28 protein-coding genes are annotated in these 22723 nt (G+C 54.5%); all 28 read right to left on the reverse strand.

Annotated features, from left to right (window positions below):
* Position 1: 1 nt before the first annotated feature.
* Positions 2-1171: a chorismate synthase gene (gene aroC / locus K1558_RS03650; RefSeq protein ID WP_238650042.1), complete on the reverse strand. Its 1170-nt coding sequence runs from the start codon at positions 1169-1171 to the stop codon at positions 2-4.
* 179 nt (positions 1172-1350) lie between these two features.
* Positions 1351-1527 (reverse strand): hypothetical protein, encoded by a 177-nt coding sequence (locus tag K1558_RS03655; RefSeq protein WP_238650043.1) that lies wholly within the window; start codon positions 1525-1527, stop codon positions 1351-1353.
* Positions 1528-1635: 108 nt separating this feature from the next.
* Positions 1636-2439, reverse strand: a complete 804-nt coding sequence (locus K1558_RS03660) for a CheR family methyltransferase (protein WP_238650044.1) — start codon at positions 2437-2439, stop codon at positions 1636-1638.
* Positions 2440-2467: 28 nt separating this feature from the next.
* On the reverse strand, positions 2468-2911 hold the full coding sequence (gene ndk, locus K1558_RS03665) for a nucleoside-diphosphate kinase (RefSeq protein ID WP_238650045.1): 444 nt from the start codon (positions 2909-2911) through the stop codon (positions 2468-2470).
* Positions 2912-3023: 112 nt separating this feature from the next.
* Positions 3024-3992, reverse strand: a complete 969-nt coding sequence (locus tag K1558_RS03670) for a polyprenyl synthetase family protein (protein ID WP_238650046.1) — start codon at positions 3990-3992, stop codon at positions 3024-3026.
* Positions 3989-4849: a menaquinone biosynthetic enzyme MqnA/MqnD family protein gene (locus K1558_RS03675; RefSeq protein WP_238650047.1), complete on the reverse strand. Its 861-nt coding sequence runs from the start codon at positions 4847-4849 to the stop codon at positions 3989-3991. The genes K1558_RS03670 and K1558_RS03675 overlap by 4 nt, the downstream gene beginning before the upstream one ends.
* 2 nt (positions 4850-4851) lie before the next feature.
* Positions 4852-5454: a UbiX family flavin prenyltransferase gene (locus K1558_RS03680; protein ID WP_238650048.1), complete on the reverse strand. Its 603-nt coding sequence runs from the start codon at positions 5452-5454 to the stop codon at positions 4852-4854.
* Positions 5451-6326, reverse strand: a complete 876-nt coding sequence (locus K1558_RS03685) for a UbiA-like polyprenyltransferase (protein ID WP_238650049.1) — start codon at positions 6324-6326, stop codon at positions 5451-5453. Before K1558_RS03685 ends, K1558_RS03680 begins: the two co-directional genes overlap by 4 nt.
* A complete protein-coding gene (locus K1558_RS03690) occupies positions 6319-7068 on the reverse strand; it encodes a demethylmenaquinone methyltransferase (RefSeq protein WP_238650050.1) in 750 nt (249 codons plus the stop codon). Before K1558_RS03690 ends, K1558_RS03685 begins: the two co-directional genes overlap by 8 nt.
* A 3-nt stretch (positions 7069-7071) precedes the next feature.
* Positions 7072-7941: a heptaprenyl diphosphate synthase component 1 gene (locus tag K1558_RS03695; RefSeq protein WP_238650051.1), complete on the reverse strand. Its 870-nt coding sequence runs from the start codon at positions 7939-7941 to the stop codon at positions 7072-7074.
* A 113-nt stretch (positions 7942-8054) separates the two neighbouring features.
* Entirely contained in the window at positions 8055-8594 is a 540-nt protein-coding gene (locus K1558_RS03700; RefSeq protein WP_238650052.1) for a hypothetical protein, read from the reverse strand.
* Positions 8595-8716: 122 nt separating this feature from the next.
* Positions 8717-8965, reverse strand: coding sequence for a trp RNA-binding attenuation protein MtrB (gene mtrB / locus K1558_RS03705; protein ID WP_238650053.1), 249 nt, complete (start codon positions 8963-8965; stop codon positions 8717-8719).
* A gap of 101 nt (positions 8966-9066) precedes the next feature.
* Positions 9067-9339: an HU family DNA-binding protein gene (locus K1558_RS03710; RefSeq protein WP_042178229.1), complete on the reverse strand. Its 273-nt coding sequence runs from the start codon at positions 9337-9339 to the stop codon at positions 9067-9069.
* A 353-nt stretch (positions 9340-9692) separates the two neighbouring features.
* Entirely contained in the window at positions 9693-11171 is a 1479-nt protein-coding gene (spoIVA, locus tag K1558_RS03715; protein ID WP_238650054.1) for a stage IV sporulation protein A, read from the reverse strand.
* A gap of 398 nt (positions 11172-11569) precedes the next feature.
* Positions 11570-12328, reverse strand: a complete 759-nt coding sequence (locus K1558_RS03720) for a DUF3939 domain-containing protein (RefSeq protein WP_238650055.1) — start codon at positions 12326-12328, stop codon at positions 11570-11572.
* 50 nt (positions 12329-12378) lie between these two features.
* Positions 12379-12744 carry a 2Fe-2S iron-sulfur cluster-binding protein gene (locus K1558_RS03725; protein ID WP_238650056.1) on the reverse strand — a complete coding sequence of 122 codons (366 nt, stop codon included), beginning with the start codon at positions 12742-12744 and terminating at the stop codon, positions 12379-12381.
* A gap of 39 nt (positions 12745-12783) precedes the next feature.
* Complete coding sequence (locus tag K1558_RS03730; protein ID WP_238650057.1) at positions 12784-13401, reverse strand: hypothetical protein; 618 nt, start codon at positions 13399-13401, stop codon at positions 12784-12786.
* Between the two features lie 87 nt (positions 13402-13488).
* Positions 13489-13668, reverse strand: a complete 180-nt coding sequence (locus tag K1558_RS03735) for a DUF2768 family protein (RefSeq protein ID WP_238650058.1) — start codon at positions 13666-13668, stop codon at positions 13489-13491.
* Positions 13669-13821: 153 nt separating this feature from the next.
* Entirely contained in the window at positions 13822-14097 is a 276-nt protein-coding gene (locus tag K1558_RS03740; protein ID WP_238650059.1) for a stage VI sporulation protein F, read from the reverse strand.
* A gap of 66 nt (positions 14098-14163) precedes the next feature.
* Positions 14164-15204, reverse strand: coding sequence for an NAD(P)H-dependent glycerol-3-phosphate dehydrogenase (locus K1558_RS03745; RefSeq protein WP_238650060.1), 1041 nt, complete (start codon positions 15202-15204; stop codon positions 14164-14166).
* Complete coding sequence (gene plsY / locus K1558_RS03750) at positions 15197-15814, reverse strand: glycerol-3-phosphate 1-O-acyltransferase PlsY (protein WP_238650061.1); 618 nt, start codon at positions 15812-15814, stop codon at positions 15197-15199. The genes K1558_RS03745 and plsY overlap by 8 nt, the downstream gene beginning before the upstream one ends.
* An 11-nt stretch (positions 15815-15825) precedes the next feature.
* Entirely contained in the window at positions 15826-17151 is a 1326-nt protein-coding gene (der, locus tag K1558_RS03755; protein ID WP_238650062.1) for a ribosome biogenesis GTPase Der, read from the reverse strand.
* Between the two features lie 149 nt (positions 17152-17300).
* Entirely contained in the window at positions 17301-18614 is a 1314-nt protein-coding gene (rpsA, locus tag K1558_RS03760; RefSeq protein WP_238650063.1) for a 30S ribosomal protein S1, read from the reverse strand.
* A 138-nt stretch (positions 18615-18752) separates the two neighbouring features.
* A complete protein-coding gene (locus tag K1558_RS03765; RefSeq protein ID WP_238650064.1) occupies positions 18753-19340 on the reverse strand; it encodes a lysophospholipid acyltransferase family protein in 588 nt (195 codons plus the stop codon).
* Positions 19337-20047, reverse strand: a complete 711-nt coding sequence (gene cmk, locus K1558_RS03770) for a (d)CMP kinase (protein WP_238650065.1) — start codon at positions 20045-20047, stop codon at positions 19337-19339. Before cmk ends, K1558_RS03765 begins: the two co-directional genes overlap by 4 nt.
* A 215-nt stretch (positions 20048-20262) precedes the next feature.
* Positions 20263-20916: a flagellar brake protein gene (locus K1558_RS03775; protein ID WP_238650066.1), complete on the reverse strand. Its 654-nt coding sequence runs from the start codon at positions 20914-20916 to the stop codon at positions 20263-20265.
* Positions 20917-21096: 180 nt separating this feature from the next.
* Positions 21097-22455: a germination protein YpeB gene (ypeB, locus tag K1558_RS03780; protein WP_238650067.1), complete on the reverse strand. Its 1359-nt coding sequence runs from the start codon at positions 22453-22455 to the stop codon at positions 21097-21099.
* 117 nt (positions 22456-22572) lie between these two features.
* Entirely contained in the window at positions 22573-22719 is a 147-nt protein-coding gene (locus tag K1558_RS03785) for a hypothetical protein (RefSeq protein WP_238650068.1), read from the reverse strand.
* Positions 22720-22723 lie beyond the last annotated feature (4 nt).

Genomic DNA, 22723 nt, shown 5'->3' on the forward strand with positions numbered 1-22723 from the left:
CTTAGTAGCTCTCCAGCTGTGCCAGGTAATGATTGTAGTTGGCGCGGATCTCTTCCATGGAATCCCCGCCGAACTTGTCCAGGAACGCCTTGGCAATCTCCCAGGCAACTACACTCTCCAGTACCACGCAGGCAGCCGGAACCGCACAGGCATCCGAACGTTCCACCTGGGCGGTGAACGGTTCCTTCGTATCGATATCTACGCTCTGCAGCGGCTTGTACAGTGTCGGAATCGGCTTCATCACACCGCGGACAACCACCGGCATCCCGTTGGTCATACCGCCCTCGAAGCCGCCGAGCCGGTTGCTTGCCCGGTAGTAGCCCCTGGAGGCTTCGTACATAATCTCGTCATGGACCTGGGAGCCGCGCAGCTTGCCGGCCTCGAAGCCGATTCCGATCTCCACGCCCTTGAAGGCATTGATGGAGACGACTGCTCCGGCAATCGCTGAATCCAGCTTCCGGTCCGACTGCACATGGCTGCCAAGTCCGACCGGCAGGCCTTCGACGATACATTCCACGATCCCGCCGACAGAGTCGCCCTCTTCCTTGATCTTGTCTATGTAAGCCTCCATCTTCTGCTCGGTCTCCTTGTCGACAACCCGGACAGAGGATTCCTCAGTCTGCACAATCAGCTCATCTACAGACAGCTGGTTCGCCGGCGCTTCGATCTCGCCGATACGGATCACCTGTCCGGCAATCTTCACGCCGAAGGCTGCAAGGAACTGGCGGGCTACAGCGCCAACCGCTACTCTGGCTGCCGTCTCCCGGGCACTGGAACGTTCCAGGACGTTGCGCAGATCGGTCAGGTTATACTTCAGCCCCCCGTTCAGGTCAGCATGACCTGGACGCGGACGGTTCACCCGGCGCTTCTCTTCGTCACTGCCCGGAACCGGCTCAATATTCATGATATTTCTCCAGTGCGTCCAGTCCTTATTCTCGACAACCAGCGCAACAGGGGCACCGGTGGTATACCCGTGGCGCACGCCGCCGACAATCTGGGCGGTATCCTTCTCAATCTGCATCCGGCGTCCGCGGCCGTAGCCCTTCTGTCTGCGGTGCAGCTGGAAATTAAGCTCCTCGAAATCAATCGTCAAATTACTGGGTAATCCTTCAATAATGGCAGTAAGCTGGGGGCCGTGCGTTTCCCCCGCTGTCAGATAGCGTAAACTCATGCTGCGTTCCCCCTTCACACTTTTGGACTGTAAACCGCTAAAATCTTAAATGTCTTTGCTTATTATAGTATAGGCTCCCGGCTTTGACAAGAAAGCAGTCATGCTTCCCGCGCCAGGTATAACAACAGCGCCGCTTCTGCTCCGACGAGCAGACAGCGGCGCTGTCTGTACTTCTCCGTTCAAGAGCCTGTCTCCAGGCTATCATTCCCCGGTACAGGACGGCGGCTGCCGGATCTGCCCTCTTCCACGGCAAGCAGGCTCTGCAGCTGCAGCTCCTCCACCCCGAGAATCTGTCCGCATTCGCGGGCTGTAAGGAATCCGCGTTGATAAGCGGTGATGACCTTGCTTTTATCCATCTGGGTTAACGACCTTTCACTTGGCGTAAGGTTGCTGCTACTACCCAGTATCACTTATAATTAACCATATTATACCTCTTGATTCTTGATTATGGAAGGAATGCCGGTCTATTTCTTGCGGTAAAAGAAGGTCTCCGTAGATTCGAAGCCATACTGTGCAGGCGTGAAAATCTGTTCAGTGCTCCCCACAAACAAATAACCGCCGGGCCGGAGGCTGGCCGAGAATTTGTGGTACAGCTTATTCTTAGCTTCCTCTGTGAAATAGATCATGACGTTCCGGCAGATGATCAGATCAAAGCCTTCGTCGAATTTGTCCAGCAGCAGATTCTGCTTACGGAAATCAATATTCTTCTTGAGTCCTTCGCTGACCTTGAACACCGGCCCGTCCGGTGTGAAATAACGCTCTGCTACATCCCGCGGCACGTCCTTCAAAGAGCGCTCCAGATACAGCCCCTGCTTCGCCTTGGCCAAGGCTCCATCGTCAATATCCGTAGCCAGAATACCGGTCTGGCTGAGAATATTCTTGTCCGAGAGAATCATCGCCAGCGTATACGGCTCTTCTCCGGTGGAACAGGCTGCGCTCCACAGCTTCAGCCGGCGGCCTGAACGCTGCAGGTCCGGAAGAATAACATCCCTGAGCACCTCCCAGCGGTTCGGGTTGCGCCAGAATTCGGAGACGTTAATGGTCATGCGGTCGAGGAATTCATAGAAGAGGGCCTTGTCCTTCATCATCGCTGTGAAAAAATCATTAAACGTATGATAGCCGTTCTTCATGCGCAGGGTCGTCAGGCGCCGCTTCATCTGGGCTTCCTTGTACTGGGCCAGGTCAATGCCGGTGCTCTGTTTGACATTATGAATAAACCCGTTGTAATCCGGGTCCGGGGTTACCGGGGATGCTTCACGTTCAGCCATATTCGTTCTCCTGTCTCCTGCCCGGATCTTACATCCAGGCTGCGATGTCTTTGTTATACTGTGCCAGTTCATCCGGAGCAAAGAAATTGGCAATTTCACGTGCTGCACTTTCCGGAGAATCCGATCCGTGGATCAGGTTCAGGGGGGTGTGGCTGGCATAGTCGCCGCGGATGGTGCCGGGCAATGCTTCGCCGACCTTGGTCTTGCCGATCAGCAGTCGCGATAAGGCAATGACATCATCGCCCTCCCACACCATGGCGAACACAGGACCGGAGGTAATGAAGCCTACGAGCTCCGGGAAGAAATCCTTACCCTCATGCTCGGCATAATGCTTCTTGGCCTGCGCCACAGTCACGGTAATCAGCTTGGCGGCAACCAGCTTGAAGCCCTTATCCTCCAGCCGGGCGACGATCCGCCCGATTAATCCGCGCTGTACCCCGTCGGGCTTGATCATCAGATATGTCTGTTCCATAACGTCACTCTCCATTTCACCTTAATCTTCATGACTCAGCTGTGTGTATGGTCTGATATTATCAGAAACCCCGGCATCTGTGAACGTTAATTTGTGAGCGCCGGTGCAGGCTTTAATACGCGCGTCCGGTTACAAAATAGGCGATGTCGCGCAAGTTGCGCTTCGTCCGGTTGCCCGGCAGCTGATCCAGTGCCTCCAGCGCTTTGGCAATATACCGTGAAGCCAGCTCCTCCGCACGGGAGATCCCGTCGCCGGAGAGAATCAGGTCGATGGCCCGGCCCACACCTCTGCTGCCCTCGCGAATCCGCTCCAGCTCCTCCAGCAGCGCAGCGCGGAGTCTGTGATCCTGCAGGCTGTAGATGACTGGAAGGGTGATATTCCCCTGCCGCATGTCGCTTCCCGGCGGCTTACCGATTTGCTTCTCCGTTCCGGAGAGATCGAGCAGATCATCACGGATCTGGAACGCCATCCCCACGTTGTATCCGTAATTATAGAGCAGCCGTGCAGTCTCTTGCCCCGCATCTGCCGCCAGCGCGCCAAGCTGGCAGCTTACGGCTATCAGCAGGGCGGTCTTGCGGCGGATTCTCCGCAGATAGTGGCGCACGCTCTGCCCGCTGTTGAAGAAATCGCGGATCTGCTCCATCTCTCCGATGGACATCTCAACCATGGCTTTGGAGAGAATCTGATGAATCTGCGGATTCTTCAGCCCCGTGGTCATCACCAAAGCCTTGGCATAGATGTAATCTCCTGTGTACATGGCAATCTTGTCGCCCCATTTCGCCTTGACGGTAGGCTCACCGCGCCGGAGCTCCGCATCGTCAATGACATCATCATGGACCAGTGAGGCGCTGTGGATCAGCTCCAGCGGAATAGCCACCCGCTTCAGCTTATCGAGGTCATACTCACCGAATTTGCCGCCCATCAGCACGAATACCGGGCGCAGGCGCTTTCCTCCTGCCTTGAGCAGATGCAGCGAGGTCTCGGTCAGCAGCTCATCGTCCCCCTGGACGCTGCGGTAGAGCTCTTTCTCGATCTGATCCATATCTTTGTTCAGCAAGCCGAAAATTTGCATTCGCTTCATTCTTTCACCCGTGTCAGCAGATTGTGGTTCCACAGCTCCATCTTCACTTCCTGCGGCAGCAGGCCCAAGTCATTGGCATAGCGGAAATAGAGATTCAGACCTTCCTGCTGCCTTTCCCCAAAGTCATAACATAAATTGCTGAAGTACTCTTTCCAGTATGAGGCCGTCCCTCCAATCGTGCGGCATGCTTCATGAATGACAGGACTCATGTCCTTCAGTGTGCGCAGTTTGCTGCGCTCGAAGGCTTCCGATATCTCGGCGATGGCCTCAGGGCTCCGCTCTGCCGCCTTGCGGTTGACTGCCCATACGGCAAAGGTCATGCTCAGGCCGGTCCATTCCTTCCACAGCTCACCGAGATCGGTTACATAATACCCGTGGTCCTCCCAGGAGGCACGGATGGCATGGTCGCCGATCAGCAGGCAAGCCTCAGCCTGGCTCATCATCGCCTTAAGATCAGGCGCAGTGCTGATATACTCGGGATCAGCACCCAGCGCCTGCTGCATAAGGATCTTCAGCAGATTGACCGAGGTAGCCGACGTATTGGTTACGGCGATTCTTCCGCTGCCGATCTGCTCCACCGGTCTTCTGGAGAAGAGCAGAATGGACCGGACCGGTCCGTCAGCACTGACGGAGAGTCCCGGCAGGAGCAGCAGCCGGTCGCTGGCCGCCGCATATGCGAAGGACGATAGTGCGCCTACATGTATATCCCCCGATGCCATACCCTGATTAAGCACAGCCGGGACGGCGCTAACCATCTCTGCAGGGAAGCTTAGTGCGGAAGGATCGAAATAATGATAGACCGGCCACGAATTGGTATAGCTGATTTTGCCGATGATGGTGTGCTCAGTGCGGGTCATTATCATTCCCCCCATCTGCGAAATAACGTATGTTCAATCTGGAAGCTGTCGAGCACCTTGCCCACCATAAAGTTGATCAGGTCGTCCATGCTTGTCGGTCCGTAATAGAATGCCGGCATCGCCGGAATCAGCTTCACGCCCAGCCTGGACAGCTTCAGCATATTCTCCAGATGGATAGCATGCAGCGGTGTCTCCCGGGGAACAAGGACCAGCGGCCTGCCCTCCTTCAGCATCACGTCTGCCGCCCGGGTCATCAGGTTATCAGAGCTGCCCTGTGCTACAGCTGACAGTGTTCCCATTGAGCATGGCATAATAATCATGCCTTCCGTCCGGAAGGAGCCGCTGGCAATCGAAGCGCCGATATCCTGTACCGGGTGATACAGAAGAGAACCGGGATAGCCGCCGAACAGTTGGTTCAGCAGACCTTCCCGGTCAGAGACGGCATAGCCCAGTTCTTCCTTGAAGACACGCCAGCCCGCATTGCTGACAACCAGATGCACCCTGTAGCCGAGCGACAGAAGGGTTTCAGTCAGCCGGATGCCGTAGATTCCGCCGCTTGCGCCGGTGATGCCGACCACGAAGTTTTTTGACTTATGTTCGGTCATTTGTAGAATTGCACCACCAGGTCAATCAGAGTAAAGGAGAAGACAACAATGCTCAGCACTCCGTTCATCGTGAAGAAGGCGGTCTGCAGCTTGCTGAGATCTCCGGGAGACACAATATAATGCTCATAAAACAAAATGATATAAGCAATCAGCATACCGGCCACATACCACCAGCTCAAATCAGTCATAAAGAGCAGCGATACGAAGCCAAGGCCCGTCAGCAGATGAAATACCTTGGCAATCTTAAGGGCGCCGGCGACTCCAAAGCGTACCGGGATCGAATACAGCCCTTCCTTGCGGTCGAAATCCACATCCTGGCAGGAATAAATAATATCAAAGCCCGCGGTCCAGAACACAATCGTGAAATAAAAGACCATGGCGGTCCAGTCCACCGTACCAGTAACGGCCACCCAGCCGCCGAGCGGGGCAAGGGCAATCGTCAGGCCCAGAATCAGATGGCACGCCCAGGTGAAGCGCTTGGTGAAGGAATAGAAGACCAGCAGGAACACGGCGATCGGCAGCAGCTTCGCTGACAGCGGATTGAGATTGAAGGCCGCCCAGAACAGCAGGAAGAAGGAAAAGGCGATAAACAGCGTCACCTCGCCAACCTTCAGCAGCCCTGCGGGAATAGCCCGGCCGGCCGTTCTCGGATTCTTCGCATCACTGATACGGTCAATCAGCCGGTTCAGCCCCATGGCCGCGCTGCGGGCCCCGAACATAGCCACAACCACCCAGCCGATCTGGCTCCAGGAAGGCAGCTCGCCGAACATGACTACGGAGCCGAGCAAAGCTCCCATGAAGGCAAAGGGTAAAGCAAAAACCGTATGCTCAAATTTAATCATTTGTAGAAAGATGCCGATTTTCTTAAACATTACAGTTCTCCTTGAGCCCAAGATGTAACGCTGCGATGCCACCGTTCAAGGGGAACGATTCCACTTTGACAAGTCCGGTATTCCGGAAGATTTCTTCAAGCTGAAGCCGGTCAGGGAACAGTGCAAGTGATTCAGGAAGCCACTTATATTGCTCATACCGCTTGGCAAACAGCTTGCCGAGCAGCGGGAGCACACGCTGGAAATAGAAAAAATAAATACCTTTGAACGGCTGCTTCATCGGCTTGGACAGCTCCAGGCAGACCACCATACCGCCCGGCTTCACCACCCGCTTCATTTCATTCAGCACCTGGACGGGATCAGGCACATTGCGCAGCCCGAAGCCGATGGTAGCATAGTCGAAGGAATTGTCGCCGAACGGCAGCTCCATCGCATTCCCCTGCACCAGGGAGATGCGGTCCTGAAGCCCCCGCGCCTCCACCTTGCGCCGTCCGACCTCCAGCATACCGGCGCTGAAATCCAGCCCCGTTACACTGCCGGTCCCGCTGGCATCCGCCAGGGCGATGCTCCAGTCACAGGTGCCGCAGCACAAGTCGACGGCTGAATCGCCCTGCTTCATGCCCATCTTGCGCATCGTGAACTTGCGCCAGGCTTTATGGCGGCGGAAGCTCAGAATGTCATTCATCAGATCATATTTACCGGCAATGCTCTCGAATACGGAATGGACGAATTGCTCTTTCGGTTTGATGCCCTCCGCCGTAACTGAAGTTTTATCTGTTGTCATTCTCTAACCCTCCACGGCAGCTTGTCTCGAAATTTTCATGCGCATGAGCAGACGGTCCAGTGCAGCCCGAAGCTCACCGGCCAGCTCCTCGTCCCTGATGTCCTGCAGCGAGTCCCGGATGGAATCAAGCGAAGCATGCAGCTTGTCCGTCAGCAGGGAATCGCATTTGCACCTGAGCTTCAGCTTCTTCCAGTCCTTCAGCTCCAGCGTCTGCTCCTGAAGCCACTGGCGTTCTTCCTCGGTTGCCGACTCAAGCGCCTTCCAGTAAGCATAGCCCTCCAGGGCGCTTGCCGGGGCTTCCGCCCTGCGCAATTCCTGCGCTGCAGTCTCGCACAGGCTGAATTCAGCCAGCAGCTTCAGCCAGCTCTCTCTTAAGGATTCCTCAATCATCGGTGTAAATGAAAGAAACAGCCGCATATTGAGCTGTACCGTGTGCTTCAGATATTGTTCAGCCGGGATAAGTACGCCGTTGAACCTGCTGTAGAGCTTGGCCTTCATCACGTTATAATCAGCGATCGCCTCGCTGAGCGTGCCCACCATCTCCACCTGGCCATGCCTGGCAAGCAGGTGATAGAACCAGCTGCTGAAGTAATCGCCGGCCAGAACCTTCAACTGGCGGGTGCGCATGATGTCGCCTCCAGGCTCATCCTGGTAACGGTCGATGCCCTCGTGGGTATCCAGCCCGAGCTGGACCAGTCCGGTCACCAGCGTGAACAGCTCGCTCTGCTGGAATCCGGTCCCGGGGCTTGCGCCCAGATAAATATATAACAAATGACCCCGCCCGTCTGAGAACGGCGGCAGTTCCGTATGCCGCTGAATCATGTCATAGTCGGTGTAGGGTTTTGCCAGTTGCGGTATGCGGTACGGTTTCATTTCAGCCTCCGAAGCCATTGACGTTATACTAGTACTTTGTTCACAATCTTGTCTATTATATCACATGTTTTTTGGTCACGCACGGGTGGCGGTCCGAGTTTCTTGAACCCGGCCTACGGATGCATGAACTGCTTTTTCCACAGCTCGCTTTCACTGATCCGCAGGCCCGTCTTCAGGACATCCGGGAGCGGCGAATTGCCTGCATCCTCCAGCGCCTTCTGAAGCAGGGGGCTCCACTCCCTACGGCGGATATCTCCGGCCAGCAGCAGGCGGCGGGTATCCAGCCATTGATCCTCTGCCACTACACGCAGCAGCAGCTGGTCCACGTTATCCGTCTCCTGAATGGCAAAAGCGGTCGCCAGCGCCATATTGCGGTATAGCTCCTTAGGCTCATGATGATCGCTGTTCACTTTGAGATCCAGGGAGAGCACGCCGTTCTCCCAGCCTGCCTTGTCAATGGCCAGACTGAACGGAAGCGCGCTAAGCGCATCTACCAGATTATCATTCTCCAGCATTCTGCTGCCGGGACCGGTGTTCATTACATCGCCATAGACACCCTGGGCCGCCGGCCCTAGGCCGGCCAGCTGCGGGAGCACCAGGGTCGTCGCCGCACTCAGCAGCAGTACCGTTCCGACCAGCCACCTCCGTTTCATGATAAGCCCCCTTACTCATAATTTCCGCTGCTTTACAGGATTATACGGCTGCTGGCGGAAGGTCTGCACAGTTCAATCTATATAGGTATATTTTGAAAAAAAGCAGGCTATGCCTGCTCTTCTCAGCTTTCACTCTCCAGTTGTCCGTGTTTGCTCCAGATTTCAGCCTTGCCGCGGATTTTCATGGCTGAGGTATGATCGGTGAATTGGGCAATGAGCACCTCGCCTTTGTCCAGCTTCTCCGTATGGTGAAAACGCGTATCCATTCCACGGGTCAGCCCGATGACCTGAACACCGTTCTCCTTGGCCTTGACTACAATATAGTCGCTGCCGGACGGCGCAGGATTCACTTCATTCTTCTTCTCCGTCATTGCAATCCTCCTCAACGTGTAGGAACGTGTTAAACACAAATGCCGCCTTGAAGGGCGGCATCGTTGTTATTCATAGACAATGGGCAGATATGTAGAAATCTTTATTTGATTCCGTCTTTCAGCGCTTTACCGGGTTTGAATGCCGGTACTTTGCTTGAAGGAATTTCGATTTCTTCACCAGTCTGCGGGTTGCGGCCTTTGCGTGCGGAACGTTCGCGCACCTCAAAGTTTCCGAATCCAACCAGCTGAACTTTATCTCCGCTTTGCAGGGCATTTGTGATCGCTTCAAAAACGGCATCTACCGCTTTGGTAGCATCCTTCTTGGGAAGTTCAGTTGCTTCAGTCACTACATTGATCAAATCAGATTTATTCATGTCTATTCACCTCCCTGATTAAAGTTCCGGTATCATACACTGTTTCCGTTTCAACGCAAAATATACGTGATAATCCCGTTTATTACTAGATACTGGCGCCTCTCTTCTAGAAGCGCAACAAACTTATAGTAATACAGCCCATCCATAATTTCAAGGCGTTACTCAAAAAAGGAGCAGAAAGTAGCAGGTTTCTATCCTTTTGGCTTCATTCGCGCAGTCTATTACTACCAATTATTCCGTAAAAGCGGAGCCTTACCTGAGAGATCCCAGCGTTCCCCGTGATCACTCCCTCAGGCTGCGGACAGCAAAAGAGCGGGATGGCTCCCGCTCTTAACCGGTATGGCATATTTCCGTTAGAGGATAATGGCAATCAAACCGCCCGAGCCTTCGTTGATAATCCGGCCCAGTGTTTCCTGCAGCTTGTAGCGTGCATTGTCCGGCATCATCGCAATCTTGCCCTGGATGCCCTCGCGGACGATGGAATGCAGCGACCGGCCGAAGATGTCGGATTCCCAGATTTTGATCGGGTCGTTCTCAAAGTCCTGCATCAGATAGCGCACCAGCTCCTCGCTCTGCTTCTCTGTACCGATGATCGGCGAGAATTCAGACTCGACATCCACGCGGATCATGTGAATGGAAGGAGCGGTAGCCTTCAGCCGGACGCCGAACCGCGAGCCTTGGCGGATCAGTTCAGGCTCATCAAGCGCCATCTCCGCCAGGGAAGGTGCGGCGATACCGTAACCGGTGGTCTTCACCATTTCCAGCGCTTCCGAGAAGCGGTCATATTCACGCTTGGCGTGGGAGAAGTCCTGCATCAGCTGAAGCAGGTGATCCTTGCCGCGGATCTCAACCCCGACAACCTCCATCAGCACCTGGTCATACAGCTCTTCCGGGGCATAGAGATCAATCTCGGCAACACCCTGCCCCATATTCATTCCGCTGAGGCCGGCTCTGTCGATGAAGTCATACTCTGTGAATTGGGAGACCAGCCGGTCCACGTCACGCAGACGGCGGATATCCTTCACGGTATCGCGGACGGAATTCTCGTAGCTGCTGCGCAGCCAGTGGTTCTCGCCCAGCACCATGACCCAGCTCGGCAGATTCACGTTAACCTCGTGTACCGGGAATTCATACAGGACTTCGCGCAGTACACCGGTTACATCGTCTTCCGTCATATTGGCAGCGCTGAGCGTCATGACCGGAATATCATATTTGAGGGCAAGCTCACTGCGGAGCTGCTGGGCTTCCTCGCTGCGCGGCCGGGTGGAGTTAATGACGAGCACGAATGGCTTGCCTACCTCCTTCAGCTCGGCGATGACGCGTTCCTCGGACTCAACATAAGAGCCCCGGGGAATCTCGGCAATCGTTCCGTCAGTCGTGACAACCACACCAAGGGTGGAGTGCTCCTGAATCACCTTGCGTGTGCCAATTTCGGCCGCTTCCTGGAAGGGAATCGGCTCCTCGAACCACGGAGTCGAGATCATGCGCGGACCGTTCTCATCCTCATAGCCTTTTGCCCCTTCAACTGCATACCCCACACAATCCACCAGCCGGACATTAACCTCCAGGCCTTCGGTCACCTTAATCTGCACCGCATTGTTCGGTACGAATTTAGGCTCTGTGGTCATGATCGTTTTGCCCGCCGCACTCTGCGGCAGCTCATCGACCGCTCTTACCCGGTCTGCCTCACTGGTGATGTTCGGCAGAACGATTGTTTCCATGAAGCGTTTGATGAATGTCGATTTCCCCGTGCGAACCGCGCCGACGACGCCGAGATAAATGTCTCCGCCGGTACGCTCGGCAATGTCCTTGAAAATATCCACTTTTTCCAAAAGAGATCCCCTCCTCATAGTACTCCGAAGAAAAAATGCCTGAAGAGCATCGACTTCGCGTTCCGCCGGCAAACTGACCCTTGCAGGACAACCACCGGACTAGCTTTGCCCGCCCGAAGCCTAGCTGATGCCTGAGCGGGAAGCAGATGCCCCGCGCTAAACTCCGAATGCTCGGACATGCATTTGGACTAGTATCATCATATGTATCCATAGCGGATTTATGACCAGCGTCCGAGCATTTTCCTCTGAAATTTCATATGCCCGCCCGCCCGGAAGTCTTCTCATCAAGTCTATGAAGGGGGTACAATTCGTAGAACTGCTAATTATTAGGGTGTTATCTGTTCTCCTCCCGCACCAAAAGCACCGGAACGGCGTTCCGGTGCTATCATCAATTCTGTTTATTGTCCGGGTCCCTGCGGAACTGGACGGCCGTCTATCCACAAATAAGGGAGAGATTTGACCGGCACATAATAGGAAGCCTCTTCAAGCTCCTCGCGCAGATCGCGGCCGGCTTCAGGCTCATGGCCGTTCTTGCCGAGCGCTGAAGCGATATCGGCGCTGTAATCGGCATAGACTGTACCTTCCTTGTCCATCAGGAACTCCAGCGGCTGGCCGGAGTAGACGCTGCTCAGCTTCAGCGCCTCTGTTCCCGCCCGCTTGGCATCGACTGCAAATAAGCCGGGGTACAGCTCCTCTCCCGCAGGCAGCTTACCGCCGTGCGCGGACTTGTAGAGGTTCACCTTACGCTGGACATCATTGACCTTCTGGACCGTGACCAGGTCCATTAATTTGACCTTGGGATCATTCTCCTCGTCCTGGATCAGAAAATACACGCTGCCGCCCTTCTCGAATGCAGCTGACGGAATCTCGTCCAGATAGCCCTCCAGGTTCAGCTTATGCAGGTCAACTACGAACTTCTCATATTTAGGCACGGCCTCATCAGCGGTCAGCATCGGCAGCAGGCCGGTCTCTGCCTGATAGTCGTCCACAGCCGCCTGCACCCGCTTCACACTCTCACGGTATCCGCTGCCTTGCTGCTGCTGCTGATCACCGGGATACATACAGCCGCCGAGAGACAAGATCCATAGGGCAAGCAGCGGCAGCACCGCCGTCCTTCGCCGCCGGAGACAGTGCTTCACCTGATACATAACGTTCATTCCTGAGCTCCTCTCTGAATCCTCCTCAGAAGCACTACCTGTAACCTGCATCACCACAGCTCGTCCGCTTCACCGCGCCTGGCCGCTTCCAGTCTCCGGCGGACCGCCGCCTTCAGCGGATCCTCTGGAATATGTACACGCACATTCTTAAGTACAGCGGCCTGGCAAGCCAGCCGGACACCCTGCTCCAGCTGATTGCCCAGCTTGCGTCGCTCCGCGTCACCGGGAGGCCTCAGCGCCCCCACTTCCCCGTCGTCGACGGACACTTTGCACATCATGCAGCCCGCTTTCCCTCCGCAGCGGGTGGGCAGGACGATTCCTGCCTTGCGCACAGCTTCCAGCAGTGAGACGCCAGGCTTAACCGAGATGCTCCGGTTGTCCGGCAGAAAAGTAACTGTTACTGCCGGGTTGCTCATATGTCTTCCTCCTTTCTCTCATAGCATTAATGACAGTCCTTATATTTGAATAGATGAAGATATCCCCAGAAGCTCCTCCAGCCTTGACTGCAAGCCGGCTTCCAGCTGGTTCTCCTGGATAAGCTGATAGAGCAGCGGCAGATGGGCAGCCAGCTCCCCGCGGATTAGCCCGGCAATCGCCAGGCAGCGGTCCTCACGGCCCCGCAGCAGGTTGAAGAGCAGCTCATGAGCCAGCGGCATCAGCGCCACCCTGCCGATTCCTTCCTCATGGTGTACAGGAGCATAACGGTGCAGCATACCGATATCGACGGTATATTGATAAGGAGAGATCCCGATCCGGAAGCCGCCTACCAGCTCCACCTTCACTTCCCCCAGATAATACAGCCCGCGCAGGGAATAACAGCCACCGCTGAAGTCTTCCTCCGGACGGCTCACCGTGAATCTCTGGAGGGCCTGGTGAAGCAGCGGGGTGTCCTCCAGATCGCAATAGAGATCGATATCACGCGGGAGCGCAGACAGCTGAACACCGTGCAGCAGAAGGCCGCAGCTGCCTCCCAGCAGCCATACGGGCGGCTTGCTTGTCCCGCAGAAGTCTAATTCCTCCACTATGCTGGAAAGCGCCATCTCCACCGCATAGGGAATTCCTGAACCGGCCATAGAACTACACACGCCCCATTCCTGTAAAATCAACGATCGATTCTGTCAGAAATCAGAAATATGTCTGTCTTCACCTGCTGTAACTGCTTACATAATTGAAGCGGCCCCGCCCAGAATTCCGATCAGCAGAAAGATAAAGGCAAGGACGGACAGAAACCCTCTAAGCAGGCCTCTGGTTTTATTGCGTGCAAATGTAATCAAAAAAACGGATAAGCCCATAATCAATACCGCAATCAGAGACAGCCACATCTTGGTCATCGGGTCCATTGTTCATGCGCCTCCATTCACTTTACCCGGATTGCGACTATTATAGCGTGAAACCGGGCATTTTTTAAGTCTTAATTTCAAAATCAGATGAAACATATAATTTGAATATAAAAAGGGCCATCCCGGTAGGAATGGCCTCGCCTGCTGCTCATACTATTTTTTCAGCATCATTTTCATCAAAGATTCCATTGAACCTGCGCCGGCCCCGCCTTTTTTGACGGCATTGACGATCTCCTGCACCGTAGCTTCGCTGACCGGCACCTTGGCCATGGCTGACACCTGCTTGATCAACTGGCGGAGCTGGGCTTCATTCTGGGTAGTGCTTGGCTTGACCGTACCGGCCAGCTTTTTGATCGCACTCTCGGAAATGTTTTTGCCGGTCTTCTTGTTGATCGCCTTCAGTGCATCCTTGGAAAAATCTCTGCTCACTATTCATCCCTCCTCCGTCAATCCCCATTACAACATATGAGGGGAAGCGGCAAAAGGTGAACGCGATCAGGAATGCCACTGCTCCCAGGTCTCCTGCGGAATGGCCTCCATCTCAGTCTTACGGTCACGGCCCATCAGGGCCTCGACCGCACTGCGCGGCGTTCTGCCCTTGAACAGCACATGGTAGATCTGATCGGTAATCGGCATCTGCACGCCCGTCTGGAGGGAGATTGCATATGCCGCTTCCGTTGTCCGGATGCCCTCAACCACCATGCCCATCGATTCCAGCACCTCAGCCAGCGGCCGGCCCTGGCCCAGCATGGAGCCGGCGCGCCAGTTACGGCTATGCTGGCTGGTCGCGGTTACGACGAGATCGCCGAGTCCGGCCAGACCGGAAAAGGTCAGCGGGTTCGCCCCCATCTCCACACCGACACGGGAGATTTCAGCCAGTCCGCGCGTTAACAGGGCGGCCTTAGCGTTGTCACCGAAGCCCAGCCCGTCAGACAGGCCAGCACCAAGGGCAATGATATTCTTAAGCGCACCGGCCAGTTCCACTCCAAGCTGATCCCGGTTCGTATAGACACGGAAATCATTGTTGATGAACAGTCCCTGGGCTGCTGTGGAACGGCTGTCATCCGGCGAAGCCACCACCACGGTCGTAGGACAGAGCCGGACCACTTCCTCGGCATGACTGGGCCCGGAGAGGACAACAATCTCGCCTTCACTGCAGCCGAGCTCCTCCGAAATCACCGTTGACATCCGCTTCATGCTCTCCGTCTCGAAGCCTTTGGTCGCATGGATACAGAGCATCTCCGGCTTCCAGAAGGCTTTTAGGCTACGTGCCACCTGACGCATCGCGGAAGAAGGCGCAACAATGACGACCGCCTTGGAGCCGGAGACCGCAGTCTCCATATCCGTCGTGGCAATGATATTCCCGGGCAGGTTAACACCCGGCAGATAATGCTGGTTCGTATGGCTGCTGTTAATCTCGGCAGCCTGCTCCGGCTTGCGCGTCCACAGATAAACCTCCGAATGGTTGGCCGCCAGCACAGTAGCCAGCGCAGTTCCCCAGCTGCCCGCGACCAGCACGGTTACTTTATCAGACAACGCGTTTCCCCTCCTTCGCTTTGGAGCCGATCTTATTCTCCCGGCCCTGCGAGATCTTCACAATATTGGTGCGGTGACGCCAGAAAGCGAACAGCACAATAATAAGGCTCCCCCACAGCTCCGGGGCCGTGTACTCCGTGAAGAGCAGAAATACCGGCGTAAGCGCTACGAAGATCAGGGAACCCAGCGAGACATAACGGGTGATTACAATCGAGAGAATGGCAATAATCCCTGCAATCAGCGCCGGCCAGAACGCAAGTGTAGCCATCACACCAATCGTTGTCGCAATGCCCTTCCCTCCGCGAAAGTGAAAATAAAGCGGCCAGTTATGACCTACAATAGCCGCAAGACCGCAGGCTACAGCAGCCCACGTTCCCCATCCGCCAACCCATGTACCCAGCCATACTGCGGCAATTCCCTTCATGACATCCAGAAGCAGCACAAGGATGGCCGGGCCTTTCCCGAGCACCCGCAGCGTATTCGTAGCTCCTGCATTACCGCTTCCATACTGGCGGATATCAATGCCTTTGAGCAACCGGGCAAACAACACACTGAAGCTGACGGAGCCAAGCAAATAGCTGATAACGATTACCAGAAGTTCTAACGCCACTGTCTTCTCCCCTAACCTTCGTTCTCAGACTTGCGCCGTGTAAAGATGCGGATCGGTGTGCCGTCGAAATTGAACGCCGCACGGATCTTGTTCTCCAGATAACGCTCGTAGGAGAAGTGCATCAGCGAGGGATCATTGACGAAGACAATAATGGTCGGCGGCTTTACGGCAACCTGGGTGACATAATTGATTCGCAGTCGCCGTCCTTTGTCTGTAGGCGGAGGGTTGATAGCCACTGCATCGGAGACAACATCATTCACCAGGTGGGTTGCGATCCGGAGGGCATGCTGCTGCGCTACATGCTGTACGACGGGCAGCAGCTTCTGCAGGCGCTGCTTCGTAAGCGCGGACAGGAAGACTACCGGAGCATAAGCCATGAACAGGAAGTGGTCCCGGATATTGCGTTCGAAATTCTGCATCGTTTTGTCGTCCTTCTCAATGGCATCCCATTTGTTGACGACGAAGATTGAGGCTTTGCCGGCATCATGGGCATAACCCGCAATGTGCTTGTCCTGGTCGATGATGCCTTCCTCGCCGTTAATTACGACCAGGACAACATCGGCGCGCTCGATCGCTTTCATAGCTCTCATTACACTGTATTTCTCCGTGTTCTCATAGACCTTACCGCGTTTGCGCATACCTGCTGTATCGATCAGTACATAACGCTGACCATCCCGTTCAAATGGTGTATCGATCGCATCACGTGTCGTTCCGGCAACATTGCTGACAATGACGCGTTCTTCACCCAGGATCGCATTCACCAGTGAGGACTTGCCCACATTCGGACGGCCGATCAGCGCAACACGGATTACATCTTCATCGTATTTCTCATCGACCTGCTCTGGAAGACGTTCCACGACTGCATCCAGCAGATCGCCAATTCCGGTTCCGTGGCTTCCTGAAATGCCGATCGGATCGCCGATTCCAAGGCTGTAGAATTCGTAAATATCTTCACTGCGCTTCATATTGTCGACCTTGTTGATCGCCAGTACGATCGGCTTGCCGGAGCGGAACAGAATCTGCGCGACCTCTTCATCCGAGCTGGTCAGCCCGCTCTTCGCCTCGCACATGAAGACGATGACATCCGCTTCTTCAATCGCCAGCTCCGCCTGAACGCGGATGGATTTCAGAATGGCATCCTCGCCGTCAATTTCAATCCCGCCGGTATCAATCACACTGAAAGATTTGCCGTTCCAGTCCGATACTCCATAGATCCGGTCGCGTGTAATTCCCGGTTTATCCTCTACAATAGCCAGTCTATCGCCGATCAGCCGGTTAAAGATCGTTGATTTGCCAACGTTAGGCCTCCCGACGATAGCCACTACGGGTCTTGCCATATTCATTCCTCCTGTCTTTCTATACGTTACTCATCATAGCAAAAAACCATTCACTTGGCTAACTGTCAGCTCTGTAAAACACAATCGGCGAACCCTCTGACTGAGGGCTCGCCGATTACTGTACCCGTTATGAAGAAATAACTAAAGGATTAGTTATTACCCTTGAATTTGTCCAGCTTGTCGCCGAAGCGTTCAGCGAGTGTGAAGCTGAGGCCTTCGTTGCTGAGCGATACGTTAGGATTGTTCAGCACTTCCTTAGGCGCTCTGTCGCGGTTGCTGCTGCGCTCTGGTCTTGCCGACGGAGCAGGAGCTTCTTCCGTTTCCTTGATGCTCAGGCTGACGCGCTTCTCCGATGGATTGAAGTCAAGCACCTTCACTTGAACTTCCTGTCCTTCTTTGAGTACTTCATGCGGAGTACCAATGTGCTTGTGCGAGATCTGTGAGATGTGCACAAGGCCTTCAACGCCCGGCAGCAGTTCAACGAATGCGCCGAAGTTCACGAGACGTTTAACTTCGCCTGTAACAACATCGCCGATGTTAATCTTGCCTGCTGCGGAATCCCAAGGGCCCGGGGAAGCGGCTTTGATACTGAGGCTGATTTTGCCCTTCTCAGGGTCTACCTTAAGTACTTTCACGCGAACCTTATCGCCTTCAGAGACAACATCGGCTGGTTTATCCACGTGAGTCCAGGCAATCTCAGATACGTGAACCAGTCCGTCTACGCCGCCTACATCAACAAATGCGCCGAATTGGGTCAGACGCTGAACGGTACCTTCGATAATCTGTCCTTCGGACAGCTCGGACATAATCTTCTGCTTGTTCGCTTCGAATTCTTCTTCCAATACTTCCTTGGCGGACAGAATTACCTTGCTGTTCTCGCGGTCAAGCTCTTTCACTTTGACACGCAGGGTGCGGCCTTTGTAATCGCTGAAATCTTCAACGAAGTGGCGTTCAACCATGGAAGCCGGAATGAAACCGCGTGCGCCGACATCAGCGACCAGGCCGCCTTTGACAACGTCAGCTACCGTAACTTCGAAAGCTTCCTGGGAAGCAAAATACTTCTCCAGATCATCCCATGATTTCTCGCTGTCGATGGCACGCTTGGACAGCACAAGGCTCTCCTTGTTGTCGTTGATGCTGACAACCTTGCATTCCACCTCTTGGCCGACTTCAACCGCTGCTGCGGCATTGTCTACCTGTACGGAAGACAATTCGCGAATAGGAATAACGCCGTCGTATTTATATCCAATGCTTACGTAAGCTTGGTTATCTTCGATTTTGACGATTGTTCCTTTCACGGTATCGCCTTTTTTGATAGAAATGATGTCCAGGCCTTCCTGGCTGGTCACTTCTTCTTCATTACTGGCAACAGGTGCTGCGGATTCCACAGCTTCAGTTGCTTCTGCAGTCTCAGTGTTCTCCACTTGCTCTGCAGCTTCTTGATTCTTGATTTCTTCAGACATGTGATTACCCTCCTCGATTCAAAACCCCATTTATTTAAACCCGCGTAGAGCAGAGTTCAAAACATTCATTACCTCTTGCTGAACATATTCACTGTGTAGAATAGTATGTTCCAAAAACAATAAAATTACATCCATCTCTTACCGCGCGCTGGGCTTGCCGGTGTCGATCATCTCGCGGATGCGTCCCATGATTACATCGGTTACCGCTTCCAGAGATTCGCTTCCGGCATCTGCAAATGCGCTGAGGTCAATGGGAGCACCATAGACGACAGTCATCCGGCGGAACGGCTTGTAGGAGCCGATAATCGCTGCCGGTACAACGGCTGCGCCGCTGCGGAGCGCAAAGCTTGCTGCCCCCTTCTTCGCAGAACCCGCATCGGAGTTCCGGGTGCCTTCCGGGAAGATGCCCATCATGTTACCGCTGCGAAGCGTGTTAAGGGATATCTTGATGGATTCTTTGCTTACGCCGCCGCGTTTAACAGGGAATGCGCCCAGTTGCTTAATGAGCCAGCCCAGAACAGGAACGGTGAACAATTCCGCCTTGGCCATGTATTTCACCTGCCGCTTCAGCTTGATACCGATCGTCATAGGATCGAGCAGGCTGATGTGGTTGGCGCAGAGCAGGACTCCGCCCTCCTCCGGCACATTCTCTCTTCCCACGATCTTCAGCGGGAACAGTATGGCATAGATGAAGCGAAGCAATCCTCGGCAAACAACATAAATCATAGATGATTTCTCTCCCTGTCCACATAGGTTCTGCAGTGGGAGACAATGGCTTCCACGGCCTGATGGATATCCATATGCGTCGTATCCAGAAGAATTGCATCCCCGGCACGGCGCAGCGGTGAAATCTCGCGGCCTTCATCCAGCCGGTCCCGCGCGGCGATATCCTGCTCAAGCTGCTGGAGAGTCACGGTTTCCGTATCCTTCAGTTCCTTGTAACGACGGAGAGCACGCTCCTCCACACTTGCCGTCATGAAAATCTTCACTTCGGCATCCGGCAGTACGGTTGTACCGATATCCCGGCCATCCATCACGACCCCCTTGCGGAGCGCCATCTGACGCTGCAATTGACTCAGTCTGGATCTTACACCTTCAATCTTCGAGTACTGTGACACCTGGCCGCTGACCTGAAGGCTGCGGATGTGCGGGGTCATATCTTCCCCGTTAATCAGCACCTTCTGCACGTCTTTCTCCGGGAGAAGCTCAATCGTGAGATTCTGGACCATGCGGTCTACCACCCCATGCTCCTCCGCAGCTACGCCTTCACGAATCATATACCAGGTAATTGCCCGGTACATCGCTCCCGTGTCAACATAGATGTAAGACAGCTCCCGTGCTACCAATCGGGCTACAGTGCTCTTGCCTGCCCCGGCAGGTCCGTCGATGGCGACGTTAATTCTGTGGTAAGTATGTGTACCCTGCCTGTCCAACGGGGCATTCCTCCTCAAACACTCTTCCGCAGGAAAAATGCCATCTTGGCATCTCTCTTCAGGAACCTGCTGATATTATCAAGAAAAAAGCAGGCATTGCCTGCGACTTATGAAATTATACCACAGTTTATGCATCAGTGCAAAATGAGACCAAGGTTTTTTGCGGAGAAAAAAGCGGATTTTTGCAGTCTTTTGAACTTTCTTCTGCAGAAAGATCAGCGGTTGCGGAAATCAAACTGGCGTTCGAAGCAGTAACGGATGATTTTTTGGCGCTCCGCATCGGAAATGGCCGAGAATTTGATCATGACCAGATTGCGCCCGGTATCCAGCTGCTTGATCCGCACAATCTCGCTCTCAAAATTCACATGCTCCGTGCTCCCGTTGCGGTAGGATACGAGCAGCCAGCAGGTCAGCTTGTCCCCTATGTCCAGGGTAATCTTGGCATCGCCGAGGAAGGAGGCTCCCCCGCCGCCGATATCCTCAGTCCGCACCAGAAAACGGCTGCCCATGGCATCCTTGACGGCCAGCTCCAGCTCGGCATTGACACGGAGGAAGCTGCGCCGCTGAATCTTGAAGATCGATTCCGGCGCCGGCTTGCGCAGCCTAACCATCCGGATCACCTCTTCCTTGAACCCGGTTACATGGGTGGTGAAATAATTCTTAATGCCGCCCTCTGTGAGATAGTATACGGACAGCTCGTCTCCGACAAACAGCTTCTTGAGCCGCCCGTTGCCCTCCTGCATCGGAATTTCGATGAGGAAGTTGTCCTCCTCCATGTCGGCAATCCTGGCCCGGTATTCAATCTCAGACTGCGCCGCATCGCTGGAAGCGACCTGAAGGTATAAATGTTCGTTGATTTTGGGATACAAACCTGTCACCGCCGCTTGAGTTAGTAATGAAATGCTAAGGAGATTATAGCATGGCTCCCCTCGCCCGGTCAGAAATTTTATTTCCCCGCTGAACAAGCCCCAGGCGAAAAACCAACCCAAAACATCTCTTCAAAAAAAGACGCTCTCCCGTGACCGGAAGGCGCCTTCACATAGCTAGAATTATTTGTCCTGTGCTCCTGAGGAGGTGCGGATCTGCTCCACCGCCTCTTCGTTGCCGTCAGCAGCATTGAGATAGATGCGGAACTGGGAGCCGTTGATTTTGCCACCGAACTCGTAGGTCAGAACCTCTTCAGCATCTTCATTCTCGATCCAGGCCAGCCGGTTGTACAGCTCCTTGAAATCGGGATTCAGCATCGCCCTGGCTTCCGCAAGGGACAGCTGCGGCTTAGGCAGCTCGCGCTTCTCCTTGTGCTCATGGACATAATCGCTGGCCTGAAAGCCCGTCGGCTCCCCTGTATCCAGTCCGACCCGGACCGTCATTTTCTCAGGGTAGATCAGCACACCGTCCTGGCTGCTGACGAAGGTCAGATTGCCCAGATTATCATACCGGTCCGCACTGACAGCAGTCATTCCGGGATATCCCTTCTTCTCCAGGAACTTGCCCGCCTTCTCCACCGCCTGCTTCATCTGCACCTTGGCCGGCCCCACCTCGCGGTTATCGTTATAGGAGATCAGCAGTCCCCCCTCAGCGGTAAAGTCCATGCTGACTGGATCCTTATGCTTGGCAGAAGTAATCGTGGCCGTATAGGAAGCCCATTCGGTCCCTTTCCCGTTCTCCTGAATCTTCACCTGGGCATTTGCGCCCAGTTCGGCGAACTTCAGTGCCTTCGCTTTGATCTCCTCTGCGGTTACGGGCTTGCCGCCCAGCTTCTTCACGGAACGCTTGTCATAGATGCTGGCCACCGACGGGCCGTAGTCGAGCTCCGGGTAAGCGGCAACACGCTTATCCACAGTTTTGAACCCGTCAATGATCGTATTGTCCTCAGCCTTCGAAGAAGTGGCCAGTGCTGACTCGACATCCATCCAGCGCAGCTTTTTGCTGATCACCTTATCCTGAACCGCCTGCAGATCCTTCGAGATTTCGGCTGAATTCGTATAGAGGGTCTTCAAATTCGCCATCTCCCCCTCGGTCAGCGGCTTCTTGGTGAAATCACGCACCGCCGCCTTGTAGGAGAAGTTGGAGATCTTCGAGAGGAACTCCTCCGTTTCGCTGAACGGCAGCAACGTAAGCGGCAGCTGGTTGATCTCATTCTGCGCCTCGCTGGTAATCCGCCATACATTGACCAGCCCCTTGCGGTGCATACCATTGGAGGTGGTGTTCACGGCAAGCGTATTCCCCAGCTCTCCATGCAGCCGCTCCACATGATAAGACAGATCGTGGAACGCCCGCTGGTACTGGTTCTCCGCCTTGATCAGAATCGCATTCTTCTCCATATTCTCCTGATAGCCCCAGACCAGCGCTCCAAGCAGCAAGAGGGCGGTCAGCGGGAACATGATGGCACTTAATCTTTTATACATGGGTCCGCATAACTCCTTTCAGTAGCTTATTGCCGTTAGTTTGACAATAACTGAGAAGACTTATGCACCCGCCGCCAAAACCGCAAAGCCGGGTACCTGGCTTCCAAAATTATGCGCCTATGCCCGCTCTTCAATCTCAAAACCGCTTACGCTGCTGCACAGGCATTGCTTGAAGCCGGTCTGGATGATGCCATGCTCCTTGTTGCCTCTTAATATGTAGGTTTCGCCACACTGCTTACAGACAATACGAACTTTTACACGCAAAAAA

This window comes from Paenibacillus piscarius (genome assembly GCF_022234545.1).
Lineage (GTDB): Bacteria > Bacillota > Bacilli > Paenibacillales > Paenibacillaceae > Paenibacillus_AQ > Paenibacillus_AQ piscarius.